Origin of the sequence: Spirilliplanes yamanashiensis (assembly GCF_016863475.1) — a bacterium.
Lineage (GTDB): Bacteria > Actinomycetota > Actinomycetes > Mycobacteriales > Micromonosporaceae > Spirilliplanes > Spirilliplanes yamanashiensis.
This window is the reverse complement of the sequence record NZ_BOOY01000001.1, coordinates 162,493-177,706: the sequence shown is the minus strand read 5'-3', so window position 1 is coordinate 177,706 and position 15,214 is coordinate 162,493. Positions and strand designations below refer to the sequence as shown.

The 15,214-nt window shown below is 72.1% G+C and carries 13 protein-coding genes; all 13 read right to left on the bottom strand.

What is annotated here, in order from left to right; all coding sequences use genetic code 11:
* Positions 1-4: 4 nt before the first annotated feature.
* Positions 5-832 (bottom strand): carbohydrate ABC transporter permease, encoded by an 828-nt coding sequence (locus Sya03_RS00840; protein WP_203936138.1) that lies wholly within the window; start codon positions 830-832, stop codon positions 5-7.
* Positions 829-1,785, bottom strand: coding sequence for a carbohydrate ABC transporter permease (locus Sya03_RS00835; protein WP_203936137.1), 957 nt, complete (start codon positions 1,783-1,785; stop codon positions 829-831). Before Sya03_RS00835 ends, Sya03_RS00840 begins: the two co-directional genes overlap by 4 nt.
* Before the next feature lie 5 nt (positions 1,786-1,790).
* A complete protein-coding gene (locus Sya03_RS00830) occupies positions 1,791-3,125 on the bottom strand; it encodes an ABC transporter substrate-binding protein (protein WP_203936136.1) in 1,335 nt (444 codons plus the stop codon).
* A gap of 5 nt (positions 3,126-3,130) precedes the next feature.
* A complete protein-coding gene (arfA, locus tag Sya03_RS00825) occupies positions 3,131-4,639 on the bottom strand; it encodes an arabinosylfuranosidase ArfA (protein WP_203936135.1) in 1,509 nt (502 codons plus the stop codon).
* Between the two features lie 74 nt (positions 4,640-4,713).
* Entirely contained in the window at positions 4,714-5,730 is a 1,017-nt protein-coding gene (locus Sya03_RS00820) for a LacI family DNA-binding transcriptional regulator (protein ID WP_203936134.1), read from the bottom strand.
* 74 nt (positions 5,731-5,804) lie between these two features.
* Positions 5,805-7,193, bottom strand: coding sequence for a hypothetical protein (locus tag Sya03_RS00815; RefSeq protein ID WP_203936133.1), 1,389 nt, complete (start codon positions 7,191-7,193; stop codon positions 5,805-5,807).
* 374 nt (positions 7,194-7,567) lie between these two features.
* Positions 7,568-8,866: a sulfate adenylyltransferase subunit CysN gene (gene cysN, locus Sya03_RS00810; RefSeq protein WP_203936132.1), complete on the bottom strand. Its 1,299-nt coding sequence runs from the start codon at positions 8,864-8,866 to the stop codon at positions 7,568-7,570.
* Entirely contained in the window at positions 8,866-9,777 is a 912-nt protein-coding gene (gene cysD / locus Sya03_RS00805) for a sulfate adenylyltransferase subunit CysD (RefSeq protein WP_203936131.1), read from the bottom strand. The genes cysN and cysD overlap by 1 nt, the downstream gene beginning before the upstream one ends.
* A 39-nt stretch (positions 9,778-9,816) precedes the next feature.
* Entirely contained in the window at positions 9,817-10,692 is an 876-nt protein-coding gene (locus Sya03_RS00800; RefSeq protein WP_203936130.1) for a 3'(2'),5'-bisphosphate nucleotidase CysQ, read from the bottom strand.
* Positions 10,693-10,707: 15 nt separating this feature from the next.
* Positions 10,708-12,546, bottom strand: coding sequence for a sugar transferase (locus Sya03_RS00795; RefSeq protein WP_306889490.1), 1,839 nt, complete (start codon positions 12,544-12,546; stop codon positions 10,708-10,710).
* Positions 12,547-12,688: 142 nt separating this feature from the next.
* The gene (gene pth, locus Sya03_RS00790; RefSeq protein WP_203936129.1) at positions 12,689-13,270 is read right to left on the bottom strand and encodes an aminoacyl-tRNA hydrolase; all 582 of its coding nucleotides are present in this window, start codon (positions 13,268-13,270) and stop codon (positions 12,689-12,691) included.
* 80 nt (positions 13,271-13,350) lie between these two features.
* The gene (locus Sya03_RS00785) at positions 13,351-13,977 is read right to left on the bottom strand and encodes a 50S ribosomal protein L25/general stress protein Ctc (protein ID WP_203936128.1); all 627 of its coding nucleotides are present in this window, start codon (positions 13,975-13,977) and stop codon (positions 13,351-13,353) included.
* Positions 13,978-14,226: 249 nt separating this feature from the next.
* The gene (locus tag Sya03_RS00780; RefSeq protein WP_203936127.1) at positions 14,227-15,207 is read right to left on the bottom strand and encodes a ribose-phosphate diphosphokinase; all 981 of its coding nucleotides are present in this window, start codon (positions 15,205-15,207) and stop codon (positions 14,227-14,229) included.
* Positions 15,208-15,214: the final 7 nt, after the last annotated feature.

Here is a 15,214-nt window from a genome sequence, read left to right as displayed (position 1 = left end):
CGCCTCAGCCCTTCAGGCCGGAGCGCGAGACGCCCTCGATGATGTACCGCTGCGTGACGATGAACAGCAGCAGCGCCGGGATGCTGGCGAGCGCGGCGCCCGCCATCAGCACCGGGTAGTTCACGCCGTACGCGCCCTGCAGCGTGCCCAGGCCCGGCGGCAGCGTGAAGTTCTCCGGGCTGAACAGGACGTACACCGGCCAGATGAAGTCGTTCCAGTTGGTCAGGAAGCTGATCGTGGCCAGCGTGGCCAGGGCCGGCTTGGACAGCGGCAGGATCACCTTGACGAAGATCTGCCAGGCGTTGGCGCCCTCCAGCAGCGCCGCCTCCTCCAGCTCGCGGGGCAGCTGGGAGAAGAACTGGCGCAGGAAGAAGACGCCGAACGCGCTGGCCGCCCCGGGCACGATCAGCGCCCAGAGCGTGTCGAGCCAGCCGAGCCGGTCGACGATGAGGAAGTTGGGGATGATCAGCGTGAAGATCGGCACGAACAGCGTGGCGATGATCGCGCCGAAGATGACGTTCTTGCCCCGGAAGTCGAAGCGGGCCAGCGCGTACGCGGCCATCGAGGCCACGATCAGCACCAGCACGGCCTGCCCGGTGGCGGCGAGCATGCTGTTGAGGAACCAGCGCAGCACCGGCGTCTGCGAGCTGCCGCCGAACAGCTCGGCGTAGCCGGCCGTGGTCGGGTCGCCCGGCAGGATCGTCGGCGGCACGCGGGTCGCCTCGCTGGTGGTCTTGAACGACGTGAGCAGCATCCACACCAGCGGGGCGATGAAGATGAGGCTCAGCCCGCCGAGCATGGTGTACCAGGCGATGCCCTTGACCTTGCTCATGACGGGTCCTTCTCGCGGAAGAGGCGGAACACGATCAGGCTGATGATCAGCAGGGCGAGCGTGAGCACGTAGCTCATCGCGGCGGCGCTGCCCATCCGGTAGTTGCGCAGCCCCTCCTCGGCGATGTACATGATCGCCGTGCGGGTCTCCTGGCCGGGCGCGCCCTGGGTGATCAGGTACGCCTGGCCGAACATGTTCGCCGAGGCGAGCACCGTGTTGATGACGATGAACAGCAGCACCGGCCGCAGCCCGGGCAGGGTCACGTGCCGGAACGCCGCCCACTTGCCGCCGCCGTCGATGCTGGCCGCCTCGTACAGCTCGCGCGGGATGTCCTGGAGGCCGGCGAGGTAGATGACGGCGTTGAAGCCGAGCGTCCACCACACCGTGACCCCGACCAGCGAGATCCACGCCCACGGCAGGCCGGTCGTCCACGGGGTGTCGCCGGGCAGGCCGATCGCGCCGAGGCCGGCGTTGACGACGCCGAGGTTGGGGTCGAGGACGAACCGCCAGAGCAGGCCGACGACGGCGACGCTGAGCACGTACGGGGCGAAGTAGACGGCCCGGAAGAAGGTGCGGCCCGGGAACGCCCGGTTGAGGATCAGCGCGACGCCCAGCGGCAGCGCCACCAGCAGCGGCACGGTGAACACCGTGAAGATGCCGGTGGCCTGCATCGACTGCCAGAACGACTCGTAGACGGCCGATCCGCTGTCCAGCAGTGCGCCGTAGTTGTCGACCCCGACGAACGGCTTGCCCGGCAGCAGGTAGTCCCACTCGTGCAGGCTGATCCACAGGCCGTAGACCGCCGGCACGAGCGTGAACGTGGTGAACAGGACGAGGTAGGGCGCGAGGAACAGCCACGGCGCCGCCCCGGGCCCGCGCCGCCGCGGCGCGGCGGGCGCCGGGGTCACCGGCGGCACGGGGCGGGTCGCGGGGCGGACGGTCTGCTCGACCATGGCGGTCAGCCCCCGTACTTCTTGGCGTTCTGCTCGAGCAGCTGGTTGGCCTTGTTGGCGCCGTCGGCCAGCGCCTGGGCCGGCGGCTTGCGCAGCAGGATCGCCTCGTTGACCGCGGTGTCGAGCGCGGCCATGACGTCCCCGATGCCGGGCACCGACGGCAGGAAGTGCACGTTGTCGATCTGCGTGCCGATCGACGCCTGCTCGATCAGGTCCTTGAAGCCCTGGCTCTCGCGGATGTCGCGGCGGGCCGGGACCTGGCCGCCCTTGGCCCACTCGAGCGACTGCTGGCTGATGTAGTTGATGAAGACCTTGCCGGCGGTCAGCTTGTTCTGGTCCTGGCTGCGCTGCTTGAACTGGACGAAGTTGTGGGAGCTGGCCCACACGGCGGGCTGGGTGCCGATCTGCGGCAGCGGCGCGACGCCCCACTCCAGGCCCTCGGCCTGGCGCAGCGTGTTGATCGTCCAGATGCCGTTCCAGTTGAACGCGGCCTTGCCGTTCTGCAGGGCGAGCAGGTCGGCGTCCTGGGCGACGTTGCGCGGGCTGTAGCCCTTCTGGATGAGGTCGACCAGCCACGTCATCGCCTGCTGGCCGGGCTGCTCCGCGAACGTGGCCTTGGTGCCCTGCTCGTCGAAGATCTGCCCGCCGAACTGCCAGACCAGCGACATGAACTGGTGGCTGCCGGTGAACGGGAACGGCGTGGCCCAGTGGCCCTGGATGCCCTTGCCCTTCAGGGTCTCCAGCGCCGACATGTACTCGTCGTTGTTGGTGGGCGGCTTGTCCGGGTCGAGGCCCGCCTGCTCGAGGACCTTCTTGTTGTAGAACATGCCGAGCGAGTGGACGTCCAGCGGGATGCCGAACCGCTTCTGGTTGTAGACGCCGGCCCGCCAGACGGGCGGCGAGAACGCGGCCTCGTCGAGCTGCAGCGACTGGGCGACGTCGTCCAGCGGCAGCACCACGCCCCGGGCGGCGTTCGTGGCGAGCTGGTCGACGTGCATGATGCCCAGGTCGGGGCCGTTGCCGGTGGACACGGCGGCCGGCACTTTCTGGTAGTAGTCGGCCCACTCGTACACGTTCATCGAGACCTTGATGTTCTGGTTGGCCTGGTTGAACTTGTCCACGAGCGACTTCATGATCGGGCCGTCACCGCCGGTGAAGCCGTTCCAGAAGGCGAGCGTGACGTCGGGGCCGGTGTAGGTGGTCGCGGCGGGCTGGGCGTTCTGCCCGCCGCCGCCGACGACGGGGTTCGGGCCGTCGCCGCCGCACGCGCCGAGCAGCACGGCGCTGCCGGAGCCGAGGCCGAGGCCGAGGAGTCCGCGGCGGGTGAGGGATGGGTTCACGGCGGTCACTTCCTTTGGGGGAGGGTCAATCGGAGGACGTGCCAGGAGACCGGGGGCAGCTCGACGACGGCGCGGCCGCCGTCGAACACCGGCGGGTCGAGGGGGCGCGGCGCGACGCGGCCGGGCGCCGCGGCGGTGTTCGCGAGGGTCGGGTCGGCCTCGGCGAGCGCGAGGTGTTCCACCGCGGTGACGGCGCCGAACGCGCGCAGGTCGAGGTGCAGCGGCACCGGCGCCTCGCCCCGGTTGACCGCGAAGACGGTCAGCCGGTCGCCGTCGACGGTGGCCGCGGCGTCGAGCACCGGCACGTCGCCGAAGCGGCCGGTGGGCATCGTCGGCGCGGTGAGGACGGGCCGCAGCGCGGTGCCGCGGGCGTGGCGGGCGGTCAGGGCGAAGGGGTGGAAGATCGTCTGCCGCCAGGCCGGCCCGCCGGGCTCGGTGCGGATCGGCGCGATGATGTTGACGAGCTGCGCCTGGCAGCCGATGGCGAGCCGGTCGGCGTGCCGCAGCATGCTGATGAGCAGGTTGCCGACGACCATCGCGTCGGTGACGGTGTACTCGTCCTCGATGAGCGGCGGCGGCTCACCCGCGATGCCGCGGTCCTCGGGCTCGGTGAACCGGGACTGGTACCAGACGTTCCACTCGTCGAGCGCGAGCCGGATCCGCTTGGTGCGGCGCAGCTTCGCCCGGACGAAGTCGGCCGTGGCGACGACGGCGTCGATGAACGCGTCGAGGTCGACGGCGGCGGCCCGGAAGCTGGCCGCGTCGTGCTTCTCGGGGTCGTAGTAGGAGTGCAGCGAGACGTAGTCGACCTGGTCGTACGCGTGCTCCAGGACGGTCGCCTCCCAGGCGGCGAACGTCGGCATGTCCGAGTGGGAGCTGCCGCAGGCGACGAGCTCGATGCCCGGGTCGACGCGGCGCATGGCGTGCCCGGCGCGGGCGGCGACCCGGCCGTACTCGTCGGCGGTGCGGTTGCCGACCTGCCACGGGCCGTCCATCTCGTTGCCCAGGCACCAGAGCCGCACGTCGTGGGGCTGCCCGACGCCGTGCTTTCGGCGCAGGTCGGCCGCCGCCGTGCCGCCGGGCAGGTTCGTGTACTCGACGAGCTCGGCCGCCTCGGCGACGCCGCGGGTGCCGAGGTTGACGGCGAGCATCGGCTCGACGCCGGCGGCGCGGGCCCAGCCCATGAACTCGTTGAGCCCGAAGGCGTTGGACTCGACGGTGCGCCAGGCGAGGTCGAGCCGCTGGGGCCGGTCGCCGACCGGGCCGACGCCGTCCTCCCAGCGGTAGCCGGAGACGAAGTTGCCGCCGGGGTAACGCACGGTGGTGACGCCCAGCTCGCGGGTCAGGTCGAGCACGTCGGTGCGCAGCCCGGCGTCGTCGGCCGCCGGGTGGCCGGGTTCGAAGACGCCGGAGTACACGCACCGGCCCATGTGCTCCACGAAGGAGCCGAAGAGCCGGGGATCCACCGCGCCGATGACGAAGGCCGGGTCGAGAGTGAGCTGCGCCACGGTCATGCCCCGTTTTACAACGTTGCAACCATCGTTGTAAAGAGATCGGCATCAAGACGTTACGTGCCGATTACTGACCGTCAGCGGCCGAGTGTGCTCTCCCGCAGCATCAGCGTGTGCTTGACCTTGAGCTCGCGGGGCGCGGCGGCCTCGGCCGGATCCTCGCCCAGCCGCTCGGCCAGCAGGTCCACGGCCAGCCGCGCGATCCGGGCGGTGTCCGGCGAGACGGTGCTCAGCGTCGGGCTGCTGAACCGGCCGTCCTCGATGTCGTCGAAGCCCATCACCGCCACCTCGTCCGGCACCGCGACCCCGCGGTCCAGCAGGGTGCGGATCGCGCCGAGGGCGAGCAGGTCGTTGAAGCAGAAGACGGCGTCCGGCGGGTCCGCCCGGTCCAGCAGCGCCGCCATCGCGGCGGCGCCGTCCGCCCGGCGGAACGAGTCCACCGCGACCACCAGCGACGCGTCGTACGGCAGCCCGCACTCCGAAAGCGCCGCCCGGTAGCCGGCCAGCCGCTGGTGCGCCGTGATCGCCGACGACTGCGCCTGCGCGCCGATCGCCGCGATCCGGCGCCGGCCCAGCCCCGCCAGGTGCCGCACCGCGTCACCGGCGGCCGCCGTGTTGTCGATGGCCACGTGGTCGGCCGGGCCGTGCCAGACCCGCTCGCCGAGCAGCACCATGGGCGTGCCCGCCTCGCCGCGCGCCAGGTCGCCGCCGGCCAGCGCGAGCGGGCTGAAGATGAGCCCGTCGATCGCGTGCCGGCGCAGCCCCGACACGAGGTTGCGCTCGCGTTCCACCTGGCCGTCCGTCTGATCGATGAGCACGGTCCAGGCGTGCCGCTCCGCGGCCTGCACGATGAAGCCGGCCAGCTCCGCGAAGTACGGCATCTGCAGCTCGGGCAGCGCCAGCGCGATGACCCCCGACCGGCCGCCGCGCAGCTGCCGGGCCGCCGCGTTCGGGCGGTAGCCCAGCGCGTCGATCGCCTCCTGCACGCGCGCACGGGTGCCCGGCGCGACGTGCACGTATCCGTTGACCACGTTCGACACGGTCTTGATCGACACGCCTGCCCGCGCGGCCACGTCCTTCAGGCCCGGCGGCATCCGGTCGCCCCCTCGACAGTCGCGACGCTCCAGGGCTGACCCTACAACGTTGCAACACCGCGCGGCCTGCGCCCTCACAGGACCAGCAGTCCCAGGGCCCGGCCGTGCCGGCGCAGCCCGGCCAGCACGTCCGCCGGCGGCAGCGCGGGAGCGGGCGCGGCCGGGCCGGGGGTGCGCAGCGCCCGCGACGCGTGGGCGGTCGGCAACGCCAGGTGCGGGTAGTGCCGCATCGCGTCGAGATCCACCTCGCCGTGGCGGCCGGCGAACGAGGCCAGCGCCCGCCACTGCCCCAGCGACGCGTGGGTGTGCCGCACCGTCCCCGGCGGCGCCGGCAGGACCAGGACCTCGGCGAACGGCCGGCTGCCCGCCAGCCACAGCTCGGCCGCGTCCACCGTCCGCGCCGACGAAGTCTCGCACCAGTACGGCACCAGCCCGCCCGCCTGCACCAGCCACGGGTCGAGCAGCCGGTCCGACTCGACCACCAGGCGGTCGCCGCCGCCGAGTGCGGCCGCCTGGTCGCGGTGCACGTCGGCGGCCGCCGCGCTGAGCGCCTCCGAGCGCGGGTACAGGACGCGGTGCGCGACGGTGCCGGCGCCGGCGGCGGTCCGCCGCAGGTCGCGCTCCAGCTCCGGCTCGCCCGCCGTCTCCGCGTACTGGCCGGGCAGCGCGGGGTACGACGCCAGCGACCACTGGCGGCCCTGCGCCCGCAACGTCAGCTCGCGGTGCCCCGGGCCGAGGTGATCGTGCGGGTGCAGCCCGCCGACGGGGCTGCCGATCTGGCAGGTGTGGCCGGGCCCCACCCGCAGCACGGGCCAGGTGCGGGTGTCGCGGAACAGCAGCACGGGCGCGCCCGGGCGCAGCCGCTCGGTCAGCAGCCGCCCGTAGGCCTCGGGCAGCGCCAGCCACCGCACGTGCAGCGTCACGGTCGTGTCGGCGCCCGGCCCGCGCCGCACCGGGTCGTGCACCTGCCGGACGGTGACCCCCGGGTGCGCCGCCAGCAGCCCGGCGGCCACCTCCGCCCCGACGTCGACGGCGTCACCGATCGCGCCCGGCTCACCCGACGGCGCCTGGCCGCGGCGGACCGTCACCGTGAAACTGGTCGGCAGCCACGGCGCCCCCATCGCGGCGGCCAGGTGCACCGCGGCGCCGTGCGGCGAACCCAGCACGAGCGCCGGAAAACCGTCGCCGGCATAGTGCCCGGCGAACCAGGCCGCGACGGCCTCAGGATCTATGCGCCGCGCGGTGTCCACCGGCACGGCGTCGGCGTACGCGTCCTGCGCCAGCGCCCGCCGCCGGGCGTCGCGCGGCAGCCCCGGATGCCGCCCGAGCAGCGGCGGCCGGTCGAGATCCGCACAGGGCAGCTTGCGCACCGCCCGCGCGGCGACGTCCAGCAACAACCGGTCCGCACCGTCCCGGCACACCACCCGGCCGACGTCCGGCGCCCCCACCCCGGCGACGGTCATCGCAGGACGCTTCGGCAAGGAGTTCCGGCAACCATGGGGCGGACTTCCCGGCCAGTGGCCCCCCAAACAACCGGCGCCGCAGAGACCCACAGGCCTTGTGCCACAAAACATCCGGGCCCGAAGAAAGGCAAGGGCGAAGCCCGAAGCCGCCCGCAGTAACCGCAACCGTAGTCGGCTTGTGCCGCGCGGTGTCGAGGGCCCGAGGACGGCAAGGACGAAGTCCGTGTCCGCCTGCAGTAACCGCAACCGAAGTCGGCTTGCGCCGCGCGGTGTCCCGGCTCCGAGGACGGCGAGGGCGAAGCCCGTGGCCGCCCGCAGGAGCCGGGACACCGCGTCAAGGCGGCGCCAGCCCGTCGCCGCGGAGCGGCGACAAACTACAGAGCCTCGATGATCATCCCCGCCGCGACCGTGCGGTTGGTCGTCTCGTCGATGAGGATGAAGCCGCCGGTGGTGCGATTGCGGCGGTACTCGTCGGCGAGCAGCGGGACGGTGGTGCGCAGCTTGACGCGGCCGATCTCGTTGAGCTTCAGCTCGTCGGCGGTCTCGTCGCGATGCAGGGTGTTGACGTCGAGGCGGTACTGCATGCCGCGCACGACCGCGCGGGCGGTGCGGGTGGTGTGCTTGACGGCGTACTTGGCACCGACGCGCAGCGGGGCCGACTCGTCCATCCAGCAGATCATCGCCTCGATGTCCTGGGCGACGGCCGGTGCGTTGTGCGGGCGGCAGATCATGTCGCCGCGGGAGATGTCGATCTCGTCGGCGAGCCGGACGGTGACGCTCATGGGCGGGAACGCCTCGGCGACGGGGCCGTCCGCGGTGTCGATCTCGGCGATGGTGCTGGTGAAGCCGGACGGCAGCACCATGACCTCGTCGCCGGGCTTGAGGACGCCGGAGGCGACCTGGCCCGCGTAGCCGCGGTAGTCGGTGACCGTCGTGGACTGGGGGCGGATCACGTACTGCACGGGGAAGCGGACGTCGACGAGGTTGCGGTCGGACGCGATGTGCACGTGCTCCAGGTGGTGCAGCAGCGACGGCCCCTCGTACCACGGGCTCTTCTCGCTGCGGGTGGCGATGTTGTCGCCGTTGAGCGCGGAGATCGGGATGACGGTGAGGTCGGGGGCGTCGAGCTTGGCGGCGAACGAGGTGAACTCGTCGGCGATCTCGTTGTAGACGTCCTGGTCCCAGTCGACGAGGTCCATCTTGTTCACGCACAGCACGAGGTGCGGGACCCGCAGCAGCGAGCAGAGGAACGCGTGCCGGCGGGACTGCTCGACGAGGCCCTTGCGGGCGTCGACGAGGATCAGCGCGAGGTCGGCGGTGGAGGCGCCGGTGACCATGTTCCGGGTGTACTGGATGTGCCCGGGGGTGTCGGCGATGATGAACTTGCGCCGCGGGGTGGCGAAGTAGCGGTACGCCACGTCGATGGTGATGCCCTGCTCGCGCTCGGCGCGCAGGCCGTCGGTGAGCAGCGCCAGGTTGGTGTATTCGTCGCCGCGGGCCGCGCTGACGGCCTCGACGGCTTCGAGCTGGTCGGTGAACAGCGACTTGGTGTCGTACAGCAGCCGGCCGATCAGGGTCGACTTGCCGTCGTCGACGCTGCCCGCGGTGGCGAACCGGAGCAGGTCCATGCCGCGCGCGGCGGCCGCCTCGGGCTCCAGGACGGACTGGGACATCAGAAGTAGCCCTCTCGCTTGCGGTCTTCCATCGCGGCCTCGCTGACCCGGTCGTCGCCGCGGGTGGCGCCGCGCTCGGTGATGCGGGTGGCGGCGACCTCCTCGATGACCTTCTCGACGGTGTCGGCGTCGGAGCGCACGGCGGCGGTCTGGGACGCGTCGCCGACGGTGCGGTAGCGCACGCGCTCGATCCGGGGGGTCTCGCCCGGGCGGGCGGCGAGGAACTCGTTGACGGCGTACACCATGCCGTCGCGCTCGATGACCTCGCGGTCGTGCGCGTAGTAGATGCTCGGCAGTTCGAGCCGCTCGCGGGCGATGTAGTGCCACACGTCGAGCTCGGTCCAGTTGGACAGCGGGAAGACGCGGATGCTCTCGCCGGGGGCGTGCCGGCCGTTGTACAGCGACCACAGTTCGGGCCGCTGGTTCTTCGGGTCCCACTGGCCGAACTCGTCGCGGAAGCTGAACATCCGCTCCTTGGCGCGGGCCTTCTCCTCGTCGCGGCGGGCGCCGCCGAAGAGGGCGTCGAAGCGGTACTTCTCGACGGCGGCGAGCAGCACGGGCGTCTGGATGCGGTTGCGGGTGCCGTCGGGCAGCTCGCGCACCAGGCCGGACTCGATGGCCTCGGGAACGCTGGCGACGACCAGGTTGAGGCCGAGCTCGTCGACGCGCTTGTCGCGGTACTGGAGCACCTCGGCGAAGTTGTGCCCGGTGTCGACGTGCATGACGGGGAACGGGATGCGTCCCGGCGCGAACGCCTTCTCCGCGAGGCGGAGCATGACGATGGAGTCCTTGCCGCCCGAGAAGAGCAGCACGGGCCGCTCGAACTCGGCGACCACCTCCCGCATGACGAAGATGCTCTCGGCTTCCAGAGCGTCGAGGTGCGAGACGCGGTAGGTCGCTGTCTGGCTCATGGGTGTCAGTTCCTCAAAAATCAGCCCGGCGTGCGGAGGTCAGGGTACGCGGAGGTGACGCTGCAACGCTGCGAGCAACCGAGGGGCGAGATCCTTGCGGCAGACCACCAGGTCCGGCAGGCGCGGATCGGCCTCGTTGTATTGCAGCGTAGTGCCGTCGATCCGGGAAGCGTGCAGCCCGGTGGCCGTCGCCACAGCGACGGGGGCGGCGGAGTCCCACTCGTACTGGCCGCCGGCGTGGATGTAGGCGTCGGCCTCGCCCGAGATGACGGCGGCGATCTTGGCGCCGGCGGAGCCCATGGGGACCATCTCGGCGCCGATGTCCTCGCCGAGGGCGGTGAGGAACTCCGGCGGCCGGCTGCGCGAGGCGGCGAGCCGGATCTTCCCGCCGGTGGCGGAGGAGAGCGGCAGCGGCGGGTACGCGGGCGGCTCGTCGGTGGCGAGCACGCGGTGCTGGGCGGGCAGGGCGACGGCGCCGGCGGCGAGGCAGTTGGGGCGGGAGCAGTCGGCGGTCCAGAGCGCGACGTGCACGGCCCAGTCGGTGCGGCCCTGTTCGCTGAACTCGCGGGTGCCGTCGAGCGGGTCGATGATCCAGACGCGCTGGGCGCCGAGCCGGTCGGGCCGCGGGGTGCCCTCGCTCCAGGCGGTGCGCGAGGACTCGTCCTCCTCCGACAGCACCGCGTCGGCGGGCCGCCAGCGGGCCAGCTCGGCGCGGATGAGGTCGTGCGACGCCTGGTCGCCCGCGGCCTTGAGGGCCTTGGGGTCGGCGTACCCGACGCTCTCGCGGACCTCGAGCAGCGCCTGGCCGGCGCGGGCGGCGAGCCAGCGCGCGAAGGCGGCGTCGATGACCGGCGGGGTGCCGGACTCGGCGTCGCCGCGCTGCGCGCCCACCCGGGCGGCGGTGCGCTCACTCATGTTCGCTCCCATTCGTCAGTACGCCCCGGACGACCGGACCACGGCCGACAGGGTACGCAGCAGGATGACCAGGTCGAGGCTGAGCGACCAGTTCTCCACGTAGCTGAGGTCCAGTCGGACGGCTTCGTCCCACGCCAGATCAGACCGTCCGGACACCTGCCACAAACCGGTCATGCCGGGCTTCACGGCGAGGCGGCGGCGGACGTCGTCCGGATACGCGGCGACCTCCTCCGGCAGCGGCGGCCGGGGACCCACCAGCGACATCCGCCCGGACAGGACGTTGAGCAGCTGCGGCAGCTCGTCCAGCGAAAGCCGGCGCAGCCAGCGCCCGACCGGGGTGACCCGCGGGTCGTTCCTGATTTTGAAGAGCACGCCGTCGTGCTCGTTGAGGTGACGCAGCTCCGCCAGGCGGGACTCGGCGTCGACGTACATGCTCCGGAACTTCACCATCCGGAACTCCTGGCCGTCGCGGCCGATGCGGACCTGCCGGAAGAGTACCGGTCCCTGCGACGAGATCCGGACGGCCAGTGCGATGCCCAGCAGCAACGGCGAGAACGCCAGCAGCAGCAGCCCCGCGCCGATCCGGTCGCACACCTCCTTGACGACCCGGCCGCCGCCGGACAGCCGCGGGTGCTCGACGTGCAGCATCGGCAGGCCGTCGACGGGGCGGATCGTGGTGCGGGCGCCGGCGACGTCCACCAGCGCGCTGGCCACGATCAGGTCGACGTCGTCGCGCTCCAGCCGCCACGCCATCCGGCGCAGCGCCACCCCGTCCAGTTCCGGGCAGCTCAGCACCAGCACGGTGTCCGCCTCGGCGGCCTCGACCGCGAACGCCACGTCGTCGAACGTGCCGAACACCTCGATGCCGACGTTGCCGTCGTGCTGCGGCGGCAGGCAGGCGCCCACCACCTCCAGGCCGTGGTAGCGCTCGCGGCGCAGCTGCCGGGTGATCGCGACGACGGCCAGCTCGTGGCCTACCACGACGACCCGGCGCAGGCAGGCGCCGCGCGCCCGGGCCCGGTGCAGCCGCTTGCGCAGCGCGAACCGGAACGCCACCGAGGCCAGGGTCGCGACCGGCAGGGCGGCCAGCACGTACGACCGGGCCAGGTCCAGTTCCAGCGCGTACGAGATGAGCGCCGTCGCCGCGATCAGGCCGAGCCCGCCGCGGATGACCCGCTCGTACTCGTCGGTGCCGACGTACAGGAAACGCCGCTCGTAGGCGCGGCTCAGCATCAGGACGGCGACCAGTGCGACCGGCAGCAGCGCCGACAGCAGCAGGTACGCGCTGTTGTAGGTGGTGAGCTGTTCGCCGAAGCGCAGCCCGAACGCCATCGCGCCGGCGGCCGCGCCGACCGCCAGGTCGGCCACCACGAGGGCGCGCACGTAGCGCGACTCCCACGCCTGGCGGCGCGAGAACGCGGCGTGCCGGCCGGAGTGCCGGCCGGGCGGGCGGGTGAGCGGGGTGGTGGCGGCGCTGCGGTTCGGGCCGGCGGCGAAGCGCTGCTCGGCCAGGTTCTGCGCCCGGGTGTACGGGATGCGCTGCGCGCGCTGCCCGCCGTTGGTGATCTCGCCGGTCGAGGCCTCCGGGGCCGCGTTGGCGCCGGCGCCGGGGGCGCCCCGGCCGGCGCGCGGCTGCGGGTTCTCGCCCAGCCACGGCAGCGCCATGGTGGGGCCGGTGAGGCTGGTCAGGCCCGCGGGCGCCGGGCTGGCCGGCGCCTCGGTCAGGTCGGACGGGTGCTGGGCCGGGGGAACGTAGCCCTCCAGCTGCGCGACGAGATCGGTGAGCAGCTCCGTCGTGTCCTCGGCATTGGACGACACGGCGCGATCCCGCTCGTCCGGCCACGCCTGCTGCATCCCGACCTCCCCACGACGTCGAACACGGTGACGCTGCGGTTCGCAGCGTCGCAGTGCCCAACGCGATTCGCACGGAAGGCGTTGCGGGACAACGGGATCAGACAATCAGGACGAAAGATGTGTCCGATTTACGAGCATTCGTCTAGGAACCGTGGTACGCGTTCTGTGTCGGTTCCACGCCCTTCGTCACGACCGACTCGACGACGTCCGCCGCCCGGTCCACCAGGAACTCCAGCTCCTTGCGCTCGGCCGCCGAGAAGTCCGACAGCACGTAGTCGGCCGGGTCCTGCCGGCCCGGCGGGCGGCCGATGCCGAACCGCACCCGCGCGTACTCCTTGCTGCCCAGCGACTTCGACATGCTGCGCAGCCCGTTGTGGCCGCCCTCGCCGCCGCCGCGCTTCACCCGCAGCTGGCCGTACGGCACGTCCAGCTCATCGTGCACCGCCACCACGTTCTCCACCGGCACCTTGAAGAACTGCGACAGCGCGGCCACCGGCGCGCCCGACAGGTTCATGTACGTCAGCGGCTTCACCAGCACCGCGCGCGGCCCGCCGATCGACAGCCGGCCCTCGGCGACCTCGGCGTGCGCCCGCTTGTGCCGGCCGAACTTCGCGCCCATCCGGCCCGCCAGCAGCTCCACCACCATGAAGCCCACGTTGTGCCGGTTGCCCGCGTACTCCCGGCCCGGGTTGCCCAGGCCGACCAGCAGCCACGGCTCGTCCATGCGTGTGTACCCCCTGGAAACGACATCAGGGAAAGCGCCGGGCGGCGCTTTCCCTGATGCGATGCGTGTCGTGCTGCGGATCAGGCCTCGGCGGGGGCTTCCTCCGCCGCGGCGGACTCGCCGCCCTCGGCGGCCTCGCCCTCGGCGGGCTCCTCGGCGACCGTCTGCGCCGCCGACACGAGCGCGATCACGGTCGACGGGTCGACCGCCAGCTCGGAGCCGCGCGGCAGGGTCACGTCGCCGGCGGTGATCTGCGTGCCGGCCTCGGCGCCCTCGATCGAGACCTCGACCGACTCGGGCAGGTGCAGCGCCTCCGCCGTCAGCGACAGCGTGGTGCTCTCGGTGACGACCAGCGTGTTCTTCGCGGCGTCGCCGGTCAGGATCACCGGGACGTCGACGGTGACCTTCTCGCCGCGCTTCACGATGATCAGGTCGATGTGCTCGTAGGTGTCCTTGATCGGGTCCTTCTGGATCGCCTTCGGCAGGGCCAGCGTGCTGGCGCCCCCCTGGACGTCGATCGCGAACACCTGGTTGAGACCGCCGTGCCGGATGGCCGCGGCGAACTCGCGGGCGGGCAGGGCGATGTGGACGGGCTTCTCGCCGTGGCCGTACAGCACGGCGGGCACCAGGCCGGCGCGGCGCGTGCGGCGGGCTCCACCCTTACCGAACTCGGTACGGGGCTCGGCGCTGATCTTTACCTCGGACACGGGGAAACTCCTGAAGCTGTTCGTCGGGGCTGCGTAGTCGGCGGGCGTGGCGTCGATCGTCGGCGGTGCCGTGCGGTCGTCGGCGGTGCCGGGCGAGAGGCGCACTGGGCACAGGCCCGGAGCACCGCGTCGATCACGGTGCCTCCGTGCCGTCCGCGCTTGTCAGCAGCAGACCGCAGGGCACCCTCGCCGTGGCAACCGGACCAGTTTACCTGCCCGTGACGAGCGCTCGCCGCCGGGGCCGTTTCGTCAGCTCAGGCCGCCGAACAGGGTGGTCACCGAGCCGTCGTCGAACACCTCGCGGATCGCCCGCGCCAGCAGCGGCGCGATGGACAGCACGGTGATCTTGTCGAACTGCTTCTCCGGCGGCAGGGGCAGCGTGTTGGTCACCACGACCTCGCTGATCCGGCTGTTCTTGAGCCGCTCGACCGCCGGGTCGCTCAGCAGCGCGTGGGTCGACGCCACGATCACGTCGGCCGCGCCGGAGGCGTGGATGATGTCGGCGGCCTTCGCGATCGTGCCACCGGTGTCGATCATGTCGTCGACGACCAGGCACACCCGGCCCTCGACCTCGCCGACCACCCGGTTGGCGACCACCTGGTTGGGCTTCAGCGGGTCGCGCGTCTTGTGGATGAACGCCAGCGGGCAGCCGCCCAGCCGGTCCGTCCAGCGCTCCGCCACCCGCACCCGGCCCGAGTCCGGCGCCACCACCGTCATCGGGCGGCCCGCGTACTTCTTCTGCACGTAGTCGGCCAGGATGTCCATCGCGAACAGGTGGTCGACCGGGCCGTCGAAGAAGCCCTGGATCTGCGCGGTGTGCAGGTCGACCGTCAGGATCCGGTTCGCGCCCGCCTGCTTGAGCAGGTCGGCGATCAGCCGGGCCGAGATCGGCTCGCGGCCGCGGTGCTTCTTGTCCTGCCGGGAGTACGGGTAGAACGGCAGCACCACCGTGATCCGCTTCGCCGACCCCCGCTTCAGGGCGTCGACCATGATCAGGGTCTCCATGACCCAGGTGTTGATGCCGGCCGTCATCGACTGCACGACGAACGCGTCCGAGCCGCGCACCGAGTCCTTGAACCGGACGAAGATCTCGCCGTTGGCGAACTCGTACGAGTCCGACGGCGTCGGGGCCACCCCCAGCACCTGGCCGATCTCCTCGGCCAGCTCGGGAAAGCCCCGTCCGGAGAAGAGCATCAGGGACTTACGGTTCTCCGCGACGATGCTGCCCATCGGCTGC